Genomic DNA, 14,619 nt, shown 5'->3' on the forward strand with positions numbered 1-14,619 from the left:
GCGGTTCGCTGACCCGCGTGAGCGAAGCCTACATCTTTCAAGCAGATTGGGCTGGACACCGTGTCCATATTATTGCGAGAAGTTCATGAATCTTCGTATCTTGGTGCGCTGACGACGGCTAGGCAATTCGCTAAAGTCGTAGCGGAAGTTCCGAACATCCCACAACTCAGCTAAAGTTGGCCAATCTTTCAAAAATCGCAGTACCCTATGGGCCGCGATTAAATTAAAAGGAAAGATTCCGACGGACGAATGGCCGCAATTCAGACGTAAAACTTCAGGTCTACGAGCACCTTTTTCTAACACATCAACTACCCGATCCGAAAGATTTGGACATACGATCGTATCGTCTTTTCCTAACACAAACATCATATTCAGGTGAGGTCGTGTTAGCCTTGAAAGATGATTTTCAAGATCGATTAGACCCCAAGCGCTTTTCAATTCGTCTAAAGACATTGCTGGCTCGATACGGCTACGCAGCCCTCTTAAAGTTTCCGCAGTCCATACCAGTTCGGCGGGTTTAGCTGGCGATACCATCAGGACTGCCTTACGCACTTTTTCTTCGTGCGCAGCGATGAGACCTGCAACCAAGCCACCTATACACATCCCTACCACGGAGATTTTATAGTATCCCTGCTTACCGAGCCAACGTACAAGTTTGCGGCCATCCAGAACCGCCTGGCGCATCGAACGGATGGTAAGGTTTATATCGGCATTCAAAGCTTTTCTTCGGAAGTCGTCAGAACCACGCCTGAAGTGATACGGAAGGGTAGCCTCGACAACGGTGATACCCCTAGCTGCGAAAAATTTTGCGAATGCGGAATAACGATTGCGTGCGTACCAATGATGAAAGACAACGATAGCGTGTTCTTTCGTTCCGCTGTCAGTTATCTCGCATTCAAATATATTATTCTCTTCCTCTTCAGTCGTGATGTCAGATTGGAAAACAACCTGGTCTGTGCTTTCGCTTAGTGGTTCAGGCGGCAAAATAGGAGAGAAAAATGCCTGCGCGTTGAAATTTTCATCGAGCTCTAACTCTATGCTGTCGACGCTTTTTGCTTCTTTCTTGTGAACTGCGAATGTCAATGAGCTATCATGCATAAACTTTATAGACCTGTGTTCGATGAGCTTTTGACGTTGTAATGATTTTATAATGTGCTTGCGATCATGTCTGCGTGCTAAATAGCGAAACATATGTTCCTCCTGTTATCACAGCGTTAAATGGATCGACCTTTTTGCCGATAATGATTTAGTCAAAATAATCATGCTTTTAACTCTCACTGCGCGCCTCTCGTCCAAGGGGTCGTGAACCGCTCAGTGACCGTCATACAGTCCTCTGAATTCAGCATCGGCATAATATGCGATCTTGTTGGCGACGATCGGCCGTTGGCCTGCGAGGAAGAGCAGTTCGAGATGTGGCTGAAGATTGCGGACTTCATCGGGGGTGAGCAAGGCACGCGCTGTATGGTGTTGGGCGTGAGAAATACCAGACTGTTGTGAATCGAGTGCCCGGCTCATGGTCTGGAAAACCACGGTTTCCTGTCCGAGCAAATCGGAGACGAATTGGGCGCTGTCGTGATCGTTGACACCGAAGACTTGCAGGACGCCAGCATTCGATAGAAAGGTGCCAGCGCGCTTTCCGTAGGTGGCGCGAAGCTGGTGAATGTCCTGCAGGATGGGCCAGAGCTGGACACCGTAGCCTGCCATAAGCCCCATTGCGCGTTCCACCGGTGCCAGGTGGCCAAGGGCTGCGAACTCATCCAACAGATAGAGAACCGGGGTAACCGGTTTGGCTTGATCCCGGGCCATGTCGGTCAGGCTTTGCGCGACGAGCAGGCGCAGCCAGCGAGAGTAGGTGGCGAGCCGATCGGGGGGGGAAGGACGAGAAACACCGAGATATTGCGGTGCTTGAGATCAGCAAAGCGAAAATCAGATCTGGCGAGGATCGTAGCCATGCGTGGACTGTCGAGAAAATGGGTATGACGCTGCGCGGCGGAAAGTACGCCAGCACCTTCCCGATCGGATTTACCAAAATGGCGGTTTGCGGCGCGGGCAATCAAACCAGCTGACGCTGTTGAGGCCTGCATTTCTTTCAGGAGGGCTACGAAAGCTTCAGGGGGGGGAGGGTGAGATAGTCTCGCAGGGTGGCGAGGTTTCGCCTGTCGCGCGGCTCGCTGGCGACAATATGAAGGATTAAACCGGCAATGAGTGCTTTCGCTTCCTCATTCCAGTGCGCGCATCCCCACTCATGCCCGGTTCATCGAATACGAGGGCGTCGGCTAGCGTGGTTGCATCTTCTGCGACATCGAGCCCTGTGGGATCGAGATTGTCGAGTGGATTGAAGGCAGCGGAGGGCTGACCGGTAACACCGAAGGGATCGAGGACATGAACGGGGCCAAATTGCTGTCGGGCGCGGACGGTGACCTTGGCGTTTTCGCCCTTTGGATCGATACAGATTACAGATCGATCGGTGATGAGCAGGTTCGGGATAATTGTTCCCACGCCCTTACCGGTACGCGTCGGTGCCATTGTGAGCAGATGGGCCGGGCCTTCATAGCGAAGCAGTTTTGCGGACTTCGGATCGCGGCCGATGAGCAGGCCGGAATCGGTGCGGGTGCGGGCAGCGGTTTCCTTATCGGTGGCGAAGCGGGCAGACCCGTGGGTTTCGCCGTCAGGATCCCCGAAATGATTAATTAGCGGATTGGTGATGAGGCGGAACAAGAGGAGAAGTACGAATGCTGTAAAGGCAGTATTTCCCACATACCAGAGCGTATCACCGCGGTCGATATTGAGAGAACGCATCGCATATTCCAGGATGAAAGCGAACACAAAAACGACAACGAAATAGAAGATGCCTACCTGAAAGATCGTTCTTCCATAACGGAATGGAACAGAAAGAAGGGAAACCAATGCCCACAGCGGATCTCGCGCAGCAGCACGCAGCATGTTCCTGAACGCTGCGCATGCAAGTGTCGCCTGATTCATTAACCCGCTCCTTCGTTGCTTGCACGGTTGGACGTTTTCCCGATCAGATCAGCAAACAGTACCCTGTCGGCTTCGCGCGTCAGAAACACGGGCAGCTCATTCTTCAGCCATTCTTTCAGGCGTTGGGAAAGTTCCTCATCGTTTCCGCTTTCAACTCGATGCAGCACTAGCGCACCAAGCAGCACCTTTCGGCGTGTATCGTTGGCGCGCTCCTGTTTCGATAGTCTGGCTTTCAAAGCGGAACGCTGCGCATCCAGCTGGGCCAGACGTTCTTCGATGGATTTGCGTGCCACACTTCTACTCCCTTAAAATCTCATTGAGCTTGGAATAGTTTCCCTTACTACGGCTTTCGCCAACTTCATGTAGCGGCAATGGCTACGAACTTACGGCAGAAAGTGTGGATCATCGGCTGTGGCGGCATTTCATGCCGTGTACTGGTCGCCGGAAAGATGATCCTGAGAATCTCATTATTACTTTGAAAACTGTCGCCATAACGTTGTCAACCGTCTGCGTGCATCCAGCTGGGATATCCGAGCTCACAGATACACGTCCCTCAGCCGTTTGAATGCGGATCTCTCATTGGTGTATTCGGTCATTTAAAACCGCCCTCATTGTTGCGAGGTTTTGATCTGAGCAGCGACGTTCACCCTGTTTCATCGCCAATCCAAAACTTCGGTCATTGCAGCCAGGATTAGCTTCAGTTTTAAAGCATCGATGCTGCTGCAGGTTAACACCGAAAGTTGAGAGAGCAAAGCGAATGGAATACGAAGGGCGCACTTACGAGTTGCTTCGCAACTCAGAGCGGTTTAAGCTCATTTCATAGACGGATTTATTTGTTTGGGGCTGAGGATAGTGATGTGGCGATCTATCATCTGAGTATGAAGCCGATTTCCCGATCTAGGGGACGAAGTGCTGTTGCTGCCAGCGCCTATCGCTCGGCGTCAAAGCTGACGAATGAGCGTGACGGAATTACCCATGATTACACCAACAAAAGCGGTTTGGAACATGCCGAGATCGTCTTACCGGAAGGTGTCGATGCGGAATGGGCGCGGGATCGTTCAGCCTTATGGAATGCAGCCGAGCTTTGCGAAAAGCGCAAGGATGCACGTGTCGCACGCGAGTTTGAAATTGCATTGCCGCATGAGCTGACTGCGGATCAACGGCTTGAGGCAACGCGGATTTTCGCCCATGAGCTTGCCGATCGTTTTGGCGCGGCAATCGACTTCGCCATTCATGCGCCGCAAGACGACAGCGACATTCGAAACCACCATGCGCATATAATGATGACAACACGGCAGGTGAGGGGGGATGGTCTCGCTGACAAGAACCTTCTCGAGCGTGAAAACAAATGGCTTCTGTCAGCGGATCTGCCAACCACGGATATGCAGCTTCGTGATCTCCGCATGCGATGGGAAGGGATTGCGAATGAAAGCCTTGCTCGGGCCGGACATGATATTCGCATTGATCACCGTTCGCATCTGGAGCGGGGTCTCGAGATTGCGCCGACGGAGCATATGGGGGTTCATGCGACGCAGATGGAGCGGCGTGGTCTCGTCGTGTCGCGGTCGCGGCTGGATGAAGATGCCGCGCGGCGCAATTCGGAGCTGATCCGCGAGAAGCCGGAACAGGTTCTTGAAATCATCACGGGAGAGAAAAGCGTCTTTGACCGGCGTGACGTTGCGCGAGCGCTGCATCGCTACATCAACGATGACATTGGAGAGTTCCAGAGCGCCTTTGCCAAGGTGATGGCGTCATCGGCCCTTGTTGAACTACAGGCGGAAAGCCATGATCCGGTGACGGGTGAATTCGAGTTAGCGCGTTATTCGACGCGCGGAATGGTCGAGATCGAATCCGGTATGATCGAATGCGCGCAGCGGATGCACGCGTCGCACAGCCACAGGCTGAGCGATCATCATGGTGTCGATCGCAAGCATGTCGAACAAGCGATCGGGCGTCAGGATGCTGCGATCCGGACAAGCGTTTCCAGCGATACCGCTGACAAGGTCGAGCGGGGTGATCTAGATCGCGGTGAGCGCGATCGGCTTATCGACGCTGCACGTCTCTCCGATGAGCAGCGGCGGGCGATTGAGCATGTCACTGGGCCGGAGCGCATTGCTGCGGTTGTCGGTTATGCGGGTGCTGGCAAGAGTACGATGCTGGCGGCGGCGCGTGAGGCATGGGAGGCAGAAGGCTACAGGGTTCACGGTGCAGCCTTGTCGGGTAAGGCAGCCGAGGGCCTGGAGGAGAGTTCTGGAATTCAGAGCCGCACCCTGGCATCGTGGGACATGAGTTGGCAGAACGACCGTCGCACGCTCAATCGCGGTGATGTGTTTGTGATCGACGAAGCAGGCATGGTGGGAAGCCGGCAGCTCGCCCGGTTCGTTGGCGAGGCCGAGGCACGCGGTGCGAAGATCGTCCTTGTCGGCGATCATGAGCAGCTACAGGCAATCGGGGCCGGCGCACCATTCCGGGCGATCACCGAGGAAATTGGTCATGCCGAGCTTTCCCAGATACGCAGGCAGCGTATTGACTGGCAGCGGGACGCGTCGGTTGCCTTCGCCACGCACCGAACGGCTGAGGGTCTGAGCGCCTATCGGGATCGCGGCAATATCAGCTTTGCCGAGACGGGCGAGGATGCGCGCGGTCAGATCGTGCGTGATTACCTTGCCGACGCGCAAGTGCGTCCGGACGGCACCCGGATTGCGATGGCGTATCGCCGGGCCGATGTTCGCGCCATCAATGACGCGATCAGAGCTGAGCTACGGGCCCGGGACAACGTGCCCGGCGACAGCCGGGGGCTGTCCGAGGGCGAGCTGGCGCGTGGCGCCCTCGGGAAGGGGCTGGTCTTCCAGACCAATGACGGCAAACGCGAGTTCGCCCCGGGCGACCGCATCGTGTTCCTTGAGAACAATCGCGACCTTGGCGTAAAAAACGGGATGTTGGGTACCGTCGAGCATGTTGAGGTCGGCCGACCGGGTGCTGGCCCCAGGATCGTCGCGCAGCTCGACGGGGCGAGCGGTAAGGAAGGGCGCAGCGTCAGCGTGCCGATGGACGACTATCAGGCGGTCGACCACGGCTATGCGACGACAATTCACAAAAATCAGGGCGCAACCGTGGATCGTGCCTATGTGCTGGCGTCGAGAACGATGGACCGGCATCTAACCTACGTCGCTATGACCCGGCATCGCGACGGAGTGCAGCTCTATGGGAGCCAGGACGAGTTCAGCAAATCGGAACTTGGCCGGCAGGTAGGTCAAACGTTGGCTGTGGGTCGTCTGATCGAACATGGGGCCGCACCGTTCAACCACAAGGAAGGCAATAGTCAGAGCTATTTCGTGACGCTTGAAAACGATCAAGGTGAGCAGCGCACGCTATGGGGCGTAGATCTTGAGCGCGCCATGAAGGCTTCGAAACAGGCACCGCAGATTGGGGACAGGATCGGCCTGCAACATGTCGGTTCGGAGCCGGTTCGCCTTCCAGACGGAACGGAGACGCACCGGAACGCTTGGAAGGTTCAAGATGCGGGCGATCTTGCTTATGAGCAGCTTAAAAAATCAGCTGTCACGGTCGGGCGTGAAGGAAACGACACTCGACTATACCCGCGACTTTGCCGCGCGCCAATTTGCCGAGCGGCGGGGGATCGCAGAGCAAATGGGGATCGTAAGCGAGATCGAGATCCCGGCGGAGCGCGCCGGGCTACGTGCGGAGCGGGAATCAACGGCCGCGGATAACGTCGGTGATCGACAACAGCGCCGCAATTCGTTCGAGGGCCTGAAACTCGGGGCGCGGCGCGGCGGCCGAGCGGTTGCAGCAGGATCGCACCGGTGAGAGTGGCTCGCCGGTCGAGCAGAAACGGCCGCAGCAAGCCGAGAAACAGCGCGGTGGTATGTTCTCTGACCTCAGGCTCAATGCGCGTTCTGGGCCGTCCGAGCAGCGGGAAGAACTGCCGGGAAGGGAGAAGAGCTTGCAGTCGGTGCCAGTACAAGACCGCCCCGATACTGACAGATTGGCCGAGCGGTCGCGACGTCAGTCGCCGCTTGAGGCAGCCGTTGACCGCTATGTGCGGGCCTATCAGTCGCTCGATCAGCACCAACGTGATGGCCTGCCGGTTCTTGACATGCAGCGGCAGGAGATGCACGCGGCCGGCCAGCAGCTCGACCAGGTGCGCGCGGGGACAGAAGAATTGATGGTTTCGACACTGCAACATGATCCGCAGACGGCGCGCGCCATTACCGAGCTTACCGGTCGGGAGCGTGTCGCCCATGTCATCAAGGGCATGAAGCGTGAAAACGCCGCCCTGCAAGACCCCAATGTCAGGGCCGAGCGGTTCGTGAACCGCTGGCAGGAGCTGGACGGTCAGCACCAGACGCTTCGCGGCTGGCAGCACGACGAGGCGCGGGGCAAGGTCGAAAGCCAGATGAGCAGCCTCGCCAAGAACCTTGAACGCGATCCTCAGGCGGAATCCATCGTGCGTCATCGCAGCAAGGAGCTTGGAATCGAACAGGAGCTTGATCGCGATCAAAGCATTGCCCGTGTGCTGCAGAGGCAGGTAACACGCGGCCAGCGGATTGATCGGGGCTCTGGCATAGAAATGTAAGGCAGGGAGAACATGACGGAACTCGACGACAACAGAGACGGCATTGGGCTCGCGACGCGTGAAGAAGATTCAGGCGATCCGGCGGCAGCCTTCGATGCGCTTCGACGCACGATCGAAACGCAGGGTGCACAAATTGGGGCGGAAATGACCGTGATGCGTCGCGGCATCGAAGCTGCTTTCGACCAGCTCGAGAAGATCGAGCCTCAAGCCGATTACAAGCCCCAGCTCGCACAACTTGTACAGGCGCTCGACAATGTTGCAGAGCGTTTGCACGGCGTCGAGCAGTCACCCATTCTTCGACAGGGCGCGCAGCACTATGCAGGGGTTCTCGAGCGCAGCGGCGAGGCTCTGGTAAGGAACGCCGCGCAGCAGCTCGAACGACATGCCTTCGACCTTGAACGCGTCAGTCGTAATCTTTCAGCACGTGTCTCGGGAGCGCGCGAGCGCGGTAGACAAAACAAGTGGGTCATTAGCGCGGCGGCGTTCGGTATCATCATCGGTGTCCTGGCGACATTGTTTATGCCACGCATACTGCCTGGAACGGTTGATATGGCTGTTGCCTCCATGGTCATGAACAATGACCGTTGGAAAGCTGGGATAGCCCTCATGGAATCTGGAAGTCCCGGAGACTGGCGTAGCCTCGTCGAGGCAAGTGATCTTGTGCGAACTAATCGGGAAGCCCTTGGTGTGTGTTCCGAGGCAGCTGTCAACGCAAAGAAAGATCAGCGGTGTACGATTACCGTGTCAACGCCTGCACAGTGAACAACAGCTAGCATTCGTGCGTCCTGCTCTTATCACAGGAGGGCCAGAGGGACGGCCCGGGGGCAGGCATGAGGCAATGAGGCTTTGAGTATTAGAGGAAGCACTTAATCACTCAAACAGTTCGGTGTGGGTGCCAGCGCACACGAAAATCACGCTGTTGTCCTCGACCTGATACACCAAGAGGAAATCGCCGCTGATAAGACATTCGCGATGGTCGGCGCAATCCCCTTTTCAGGGCGTGGTCAAGCCGTTCGGAGCGTAGCGGCTCGTCATTCGCTATCAGGAGTAACGCAGCCACACATTGCCCGTCCGATTTTCCGAGACGGGCTTTTTTTAAACGGTCTTTCAATCGCCCATTGCAATGATGTACTGTCATGCGCTCGTGGCTGCTGAGTAGTGCTTGACGATCAGCGAACCTATATCGTTGTTCAAAAAGCTCACGTAAACTGAGCGCGAAATCGGGCCATGGCAATCACGCTAATGGTGGTCTTGGGGCATGAAGTATATACAGGAAATATCGCGGAGACGGCTGCCCGCAACCATTCGAGGGCGTCGCGTTGGTTTCCCGCTGAACAACGGTTGGCGTGAACGATGAAAGAACACTTAGGCCGCCTGCGCTCCGTCGGAGATTACAAGCGTTTTCCGCGATCTGCTTTTCGCGGCTTGCTCCCAAAGGAAATCACCGGAGAATGCGATGTGCTCCCATCCCACAGGTGAGGTATGCGCCATCATCGCGTCACCCACGACCTTACCGGTCGAACGTAGATGCGCAAGCGCATCTGCCATGTAAGTCGAGTTCCAGTAGACGATCGCGGCAATGACGAGGTTGAGACCGGACGCGCGGTACTGCTGCGCCTCATGGCTACGATCGATAATACGGCCCTGCCGAAACGTGCAGATTGCCCGTGTAAGGGCGTGACGCTGCTCGCTTTTGTTCAGTCCGGCTTGGCAACGCTGGCGCAGCGCCGGATTCTCCAGCCAATCCAGCATGAACAAGGTTCGCTCGACTTTGCCGATTTCCTGAAGGGCGACATCGAGCTGGTTTTGCCGCTCGTAAGCTGCGAGCTTTCGTAGCATGGTCGAAGGAGCGACATGGCCCGATTTCAGCGATGCGACGAGCCGCAACACATCATCCCAATGCTCACGTATGATGTCCGCGCGAACCTTTTTTCCGAGAAGAGGTGCCAGATCCGGATAGCTGCCAGTCGGCTCAATAGGAATAAGACGCCGATCCGGGAAATCGCGCAAGCGCGGGCAAAACCGGAAACCAAGAGCGGCACAGAGCGCGAAGACGTGATCGGTTGCTCCGCCAGTGTCGGTGTAATGCTCCGAGATATTGAGATTCGTGCCGTGATGCAGCAAACCGTCGAGAACATAAGGCGCTTCGTGGGTAGCTGCCGAGATGACCTTTACGTGGTAAGGGCCATGCTGGTCGGACACATGGGTATAGAAGCCGAACCCCGGATCAACGCCGTATCGGGCATTCACATCACCACCGGTCTTTGCCCGTTTTCCGCCTCGGAAGAATTGGCCGTCTGAGCTTGAAGCCGTGCCGTCGCCCCAGATCGAAGCGATTGGCAAACGGTGGTGTGCATCTATGATCATTGCAAGCGCGGCGGCATAGGTATCGTCTCGAATGTAGGCGTCCTTGGTCCATATCAATTGATCTCGGCTGATGCCTTCACTGGCACGGGCCATGCGGGAAAGACCGAGATTGGTGGCGTCGGCGAGGATTGCGGCCAGCATTGCGCTGTCGTTCGGGCATGTCTGTCCTGTTCTCAGGTTCGTGAACGCTCCGAGAAAGCCGGTCTGGCTGGCCACCTCGTGCAGCAATTCGGTAATTCGTATGCGCGGTATCATACCCTCGACTTGGCTAACGAAAGTTTCTGCGCTAGGGGAAGTAGCTGATCTTAAAGGAGTTATGCTCAGGCGGTTTCCATCGAAGTTGACGCCTTCGACCTGGCTTTTCTGAAGACGTTTCGAGAACCGCTTCAGCCGCCAGTCCAGTTCGCGGCCCCGTTGCTCTAGCCAATCGTCAGCAGATGCGGGCAACGCCAGACCCTTGGTGACAGCTCCAGCCATTTGCGGAGGCAGGAGATAGCTGTCGAAGCGGCGATATGACGATGAACGCTCTACCCAGACATCACCCGACCGCAGCTTATTGCGTAGATGTGCGAGTGTGGCGACCTCATAAAGCTTACGATTGATCTTGCCGTCCGGGCCGACCACGATCTTCTGCCAATCCTTTTTGAACGGCATAGGCGCATCGGACGGTAATTCGCGCTTTCCGGTTCGGTGGGCCTCTCGTAATACCTTTACAGCCGAAATGGTCCGCGCGCTGCCTTTACTGGCCTTGAACTCAAGCGCCTCGATCAGCGCTGGCGCAAACTTTCGCAGTGTCGCATAGCGGTCAGCGGCAACAATGAGAGGATCCTGATCCGCAGTGTCCGCGATTTCTGCAACTTCGTGGCGCGCTCGCAGCAGATTTGCCCAGCCGACCGATGCATTGATCGTGTCGACCGGATCGCTGTCAGTCTCGATGGCTTCTGCCAATGCATCAATCGTTCCTCGAAACAGGCGCATCAATCGGGACACATCTTTTGCCGTCGCCTCATATTTCCGGGCCTTGGCGTTCTTGGCGCGGGTGAACATCGAACCAATCAGCTTATCGGCCATGTCGATCGCGGCATCTGTCAGCCGTTCTTCGGCGTCGATCAGAAACGCAACCAATGTGGCTCGCCGTCGTGAAAGGGTGTATCGCTCGATCATGTAGGATGGCGACATACGACCCTCGCGGACGAGCTGGCGATAGCGGTCGGGATGCAGGGTGGCACTGTTGGCAGCGGGAATGCCTATCGTGCGGACAAAAGATAGCCGTTCCAGAATATCGCGGACACTGTCAGCTTTCGCTGAGACGGGCATCGTCTTAAGCCACGCCAGAGACGACAGACCGTTCTTCGGATCAATCTGAACAAGGGAGTCGAGAAGGTCGAACTGGTGAGAGGTCAGGCCGCCGATAAGCGCCTGGCTGGCGTGTTTACGAGCTCGCGCCCTCCCGGCAATTCCCGCCCTCTCGATTGTCGAGATCGTAGGAAGCACGATGCCCGCCTGCCGCAATGTCGTGACAATATGCACGGCGATCGGCATTCCTTTATCAGTCGCCGTCGCGGCGACCGCTCCCGCATCGATCATCATGGGGATATCGCTGCGCTCGGCCGCGCGCACACCCATCATTTGGGCTAATTCACGCGCATGATCGCTCATCGTCTGGCTTCGAACGCCATAGCTTGCAAGATCTTCAGGCCGAACGTCGATCTGCTCTGCCACGAACGAAACCATCGAAGCCGGGATCGTGCCGAGAATTCGGGCCAGAGGCACACCCGGATGACGCAAGATGCAAAGCTGCAAGGCAAAACCGAGCTTGTTGTGATCCTCACGGCGATCCCGGATCAGGGCGAGGTCATCCGGCTCAAAGGTGTAGAGGCGGGCCAGGTCGTCCCGGTTTTCGGGAATGGATAAGAGCTGTCGCCGTTCATGCTCGGTCAGAAGTTCATGTTTGCGCATCTCTACCCTCTAAATCGTCTACAAAAGGGCTTAATAGTCTATGGACAGCAGGGAATAAAGAGACGTATTCTAGGGACTATTTTTCAGTGGTTGAATGAGGCCGGTTCTCACCGTCCACAGAACGGCCGTTTCGGAGACGCCATCATGGGGGCAATTCTTGGCTATGCGCGCGTCTCGACCGGCGATCAGGATGTTGCGGGTCAGACGCTGCGTCTCGAACAGGCCGGAGCGATCAAGGTGTTCACCGATGTGAAGTCCGGCAAGAGCATGGATCGGCCCGGTCTCGCGGACCTGATTGCTTACGCTCGTGCTGGCGACACACTGGCGATCGTCCGGCTCGACCGTCTCGGCCGGTCACTGGCCGAATTGCTCGAAACCGTGAAGATGCTACGAGAGCGCCAAATCGACCTGCTGAGCCTTGAGGAGAAGATTGATACTTCATCGGCGGCGGGCGAGCTTATCTTCCACGTATTCGGCGCCATCGCTCATTTTGAGCGACGGCTGATTTCGGAAAGGACTAAGGACGGTATCGCCGCAGCAAGGGCTAAGGGAAAGAAGCCCGGCCGCCAACCACTGGACCTGAAGAAAGTCGAAGCTGCCATTAAACTCATCGAAGCAAGAACATCGCCAACAGAAGCTGCACGGCAACTCGGGCTCGGGCGATCAACTGTATACAGGGAAATGCGCCGACTAGGTCTTAGTCGCCCTGCATAAACGTCGTTTCTATCCGTCTCCGTCGTAAACGATATGTCTTTCGCTCTACCAGAGTTGCAAAGGCGGCAGTCCTTCGCGATTGTATGCTGCCAAGACAGTGTTGTGCATTAGAACCATGATCGTCATCGGCCCAACGCCTCCGGGTACTGGTGTAATGGCACTGGCGCGCTCGAGAGCGGCTGGGAAATCTACATCGCCCAGCAGCCGCTTTTTGCCATCCAAAACTGCTTTCGTGGTTCCCACATCGATCACAGTTGCTCCCGGCTTGATCCAATCGCCCTTGATCATTCCAGCTTGGCCCGCTGCTGCTACCACGATATCCGCCTGACGCACTTTGTCAGCCAAGTTTCGCGTTCGGGAATGTGCCATCGTTACCGTGCAGTTCGCTCCCAACAATAATTGTCCCATCGGCTTGCCGACCAGAATAGAGCGACCGATGACGATCGCATCGAGGCCGGTCAGATCACCCAGTTGATCGCGAAGAAGCATCAGGCACCCGAGCGGTGTACAGGAGACCAGGCCAGGTCGCCCGGAGACCAGACGACCGGCGCTTTCGGGGTGGAGACCATCAACATCTTTATTCGGATCGATTGCCTGAATAACCGCCAGCTCATCAATGTGAGCAGGAAGCGGCAACTGTACGAGTATGCCGTCGACCTTATCATCGGCATTTAATTCTTGGATGAGTCCCAAAAGCTCGTCCTGGCCTGTCTCGGCGCTGAGAATGTGCTGGAAGCTGGCCATGCCAAGCTCCTGGGTCTTCCGACCCTTGCTTCGGACATAAATCTCGCTGGCCGGATCACTACCAACAAGTATCACCGCCAGACCCGGCACGCGTCCGGTCTTTTCCGTAAAAGCTGGGACAGCAGCAGTTATTCGGTCTGCCAGGTCGTCAGCGTAGGCTGTTCCATCAATGATTTTCGCGCGCATGTGGGCTCTCTCTTAAGAAAGTGATCGGATTGTCCGAGGCCCAGGCGAACGGCGCATGTTTCGCGCGCTCCCCGGTGGTCTTCCACCTCAAATCGCCAGTTGCGCACGCCTGAACTTAAGCGGGTCCAAACTTCACGTCAAAGTCAAAATTCGGGGCGAGTTGCTTCAGAAGTCGCGATTTGTTCACGCATAGCGTTGTTTGGCGGGAAAGCAGCGCGACGCCCTCTATTAGAGCTCCCGACGGATCACCAAGGCGTCTGTCCGGATGATTTAAGAACCTGCCTCAGCAGGCACAATGTGGCGGCCTGTTTGTTCTCGTCGAGTTACTCCAATCCGATGGGCGCGACGATGCCGGATGATCGCAAAGTGAAGATTCTGGATATCCTTGCGGAACACAAGGTCCCTCTCATTGAGGATGACACCTATGGAGATCTTGTTCTTCGTGGTTCGCGTCCTAAGCCGTTTACTGCTTTCAACAGCAAGGCCGAAGTGTTTTACTGCTCTTCTTTTTCGAAGTCTGTCGCGCCTGGATATCGGATTGGCTGGGTCCGGGTAAAGACACGACTTGATGAAATAGCAGATCGCAAATTCGCGGCCTCCCTTTGCAATGCCATTTTGCCACAAGTAGCCATGGCACGCTTTATCGAAACCGGGGCCTACGCTCGCCACGTTCGAAAAGTATTGTCCGCTCTGCGCAATAACTTGGTGCGATCGCGCCTACAGATTGCCTCAAGCTTCCCTGCTAGCACAAAGATATCAGATCCAGCGGGAGGCTTCGTTTTATGGCTCGAATTGCCGCCTGGCTTTGACAGTGAGGAGCTTTTCCAGATCGCATTGAAGAAGAAAATCTGTTTTGCGCCTGGAACAATATTTTCTGCAACAGACACCTACAGGAATTGCCTGCGCATCAGCTGCGGACATCATTGGGATGACAGCATATCGTCAGCCATACTGACGCTTGGCGGTCTTGCAACGGAACAACTTTTGGATGTGACTACTTCGGGTTCAATCGAGAAATTCCCGTTGAAGGAGATTCCCAAGGGCGCTTAGAGTGTCATTTCGCCCCCAGC

9 protein-coding genes, 2 pseudogenes and 1 riboswitch are annotated in these 14,619 nt (G+C 56.1%); of the genes and pseudogenes, 5 read left to right on the top strand and 6 right to left on the bottom strand.

Translation table 11 applies throughout. The features are described from left to right. Window positions 1-69: 69 nt before the first annotated feature. The 3 genes and pseudogenes from C9380_RS26175 to C9380_RS26185 form a co-directional block, all read right to left on the bottom strand. Window positions 70-1,191: an alpha/beta hydrolase family protein gene (locus tag C9380_RS26175; protein ID WP_128095118.1), complete on the bottom strand. Its 1,122-nt coding sequence runs from the start codon at window positions 1,189-1,191 to the stop codon at window positions 70-72. A 120-nt stretch (window positions 1,192-1,311) separates the two neighbouring features. After that, a pseudogene (locus C9380_RS26180) lies at window positions 1,312-2,982 on the bottom strand (type IV secretory system conjugative DNA transfer family protein). Then, window positions 2,982-3,275, bottom strand: coding sequence for a mobilization protein (locus C9380_RS26185; RefSeq protein ID WP_094515347.1), 294 nt, complete (start codon window positions 3,273-3,275; stop codon window positions 2,982-2,984). The pseudogene C9380_RS26180 and the gene C9380_RS26185 overlap by 1 nt, the downstream one beginning before the upstream one ends. Before the next feature lie 564 nt (window positions 3,276-3,839). On the opposite strand from C9380_RS26185, the pseudogene traA reads away from it, so the two are divergent. The 3 genes and pseudogenes from traA (at window position 3,840) to C9380_RS26200 (ending at window position 8,341) form a co-directional block, all read left to right on the top strand. Then, window positions 3,840-6,810: pseudogene (traA, locus tag C9380_RS26190) on the top strand (Ti-type conjugative transfer relaxase TraA). Between the two features lie 136 nt (window positions 6,811-6,946). Then, window positions 6,947-7,579 carry a hypothetical protein gene (locus C9380_RS28270; RefSeq protein WP_252869928.1) on the top strand — a complete coding sequence of 211 codons (633 nt, stop codon included), beginning with the start codon at window positions 6,947-6,949 and terminating at the stop codon, window positions 7,577-7,579. A 12-nt stretch (window positions 7,580-7,591) separates the two neighbouring features. Next, on the top strand, window positions 7,592-8,341 hold the full coding sequence (locus C9380_RS26200) for a DUF6118 family protein (protein ID WP_128095119.1): 750 nt from the start codon (window positions 7,592-7,594) through the stop codon (window positions 8,339-8,341). A gap of 108 nt (window positions 8,342-8,449) precedes the next feature. Here the strand turns inward: C9380_RS26200 and C9380_RS28815 are convergent, their stop codons facing one another. Together C9380_RS28815 and C9380_RS26210 are read right to left on the bottom strand one after the other, a co-directional pair. Further along, the gene (locus C9380_RS28815) at window positions 8,450-8,518 is read right to left on the bottom strand and encodes a hypothetical protein (protein ID WP_345772269.1); all 69 of its coding nucleotides are present in this window, start codon (window positions 8,516-8,518) and stop codon (window positions 8,450-8,452) included. 426 nt (window positions 8,519-8,944) lie between these two features. Next, window positions 8,945-11,905 carry a Tn3 family transposase gene (locus C9380_RS26210; RefSeq protein WP_128095120.1) on the bottom strand — a complete coding sequence of 987 codons (2,961 nt, stop codon included), beginning with the start codon at window positions 11,903-11,905 and terminating at the stop codon, window positions 8,945-8,947. A 144-nt stretch (window positions 11,906-12,049) separates the two neighbouring features. On the opposite strand from C9380_RS26210, the gene C9380_RS26215 reads away from it, so the two are divergent. Next, window positions 12,050-12,619, top strand: a complete 570-nt coding sequence (locus C9380_RS26215; RefSeq protein WP_128095121.1) for a recombinase family protein — start codon at window positions 12,050-12,052, stop codon at window positions 12,617-12,619. 45 nt (window positions 12,620-12,664) lie between these two features. On the opposite strand, the gene folD is transcribed toward C9380_RS26215, so the two are convergent. Continuing rightward, a complete protein-coding gene (folD, locus tag C9380_RS26220; RefSeq protein WP_128095122.1) occupies window positions 12,665-13,549 on the bottom strand; it encodes a bifunctional methylenetetrahydrofolate dehydrogenase/methenyltetrahydrofolate cyclohydrolase FolD in 885 nt (294 codons plus the stop codon). Between the two features lie 31 nt (window positions 13,550-13,580). Further along, a riboswitch (ZMP/ZTP riboswitch) is annotated at window positions 13,581-13,662 on the bottom strand. A gap of 82 nt (window positions 13,663-13,744) precedes the next feature. Between folD and C9380_RS26225 the strand changes: the two genes are divergently transcribed. Further along, on the top strand, window positions 13,745-14,599 hold the full coding sequence (locus C9380_RS26225; protein ID WP_353954675.1) for an aminotransferase-like domain-containing protein: 855 nt from the start codon (window positions 13,745-13,747) through the stop codon (window positions 14,597-14,599). The last annotated feature ends 20 nt before the right edge of the window (window positions 14,600-14,619 follow it).

The organism is Brucella pituitosa, assembly GCF_003049685.1.
Classification (GTDB): domain Bacteria; phylum Pseudomonadota; class Alphaproteobacteria; order Rhizobiales; family Rhizobiaceae; genus Brucella; species Brucella pituitosa.